Below are 792 nucleotides of genomic sequence, written 5' to 3' on the forward strand. Positions count from 1 at the left end.
CGGATCCTTCGGGTGATGTGTGGGTGGCGGCTGCGAACCCGATGTCAGGGTGGTGAGCGTGTGGTGTGACGCAGGAAGGTAGCCTGTGCCGGGCGATGGTTGTCCCGGTGTAAGTATGTAGCCTGCCGCTTTTTAATAGATTGTGGTGTGAAGGGTGAGATACGATGCGGACCCGTTTTGGGGAAGCAGGTGATCCTATGCTGCCGAGAAAAGCATCGACGTGAGGTTTGCTGTTGCCCGTACCCCAAACCGACTCAGGTGGTCAGGTAGAGAATACTCAGGAGATCGAGATAATCATGGTGAAGGAACTCGGCAAAATGCCCCCGTAACTTCGGGAGAAGGGGGGCCATCCACTTATACCAACTTGCTTGGGAAAGGGTGTGGTGGCCGCAGAGACCAGTGGGGAACGACTGTTTACTAAAAACACAGGTCCGTGCTAACACGCAAGTGGATGTATACGGACTGACGCCTGCCCGGTGCTGGAAGGTTAAGAGGAGAGGTTAGACGCTTTGGTGTCGAAGCTTTGAATTTAAGCCCCAGTAAACGGCGGTGGTAACTATAACCATCCTAAGGTAGCGAAATTCCTTGTCGGGTAAGTTCCGACCTGCACGAATGGCGTAACGATTCCCCAGCTGTCTCCACCGTGAACTCGGCGAAATTGCAGTACGAGTAAAGATGCTCGTTACGCGCAGAAGGACGGAAAGACCCCGTGACCTTTACTACAGCTTGGTATTGGTGTTCGGTGTGGCTTGTGTAGGATAGGTGGGAGACTGTGAAGCTGGCACGCTAGTG

General features: G+C 53.8%; 1 rRNA gene. It reads left to right on the top strand.

Annotated elements, in window-relative coordinates:
* Positions 1-792, top strand: a 23S ribosomal RNA gene (locus ACXR2W_RS14135); the annotation flags it as partial.

The sequence above is a fragment of the Leucobacter faecis genome, assembly GCF_054456695.2.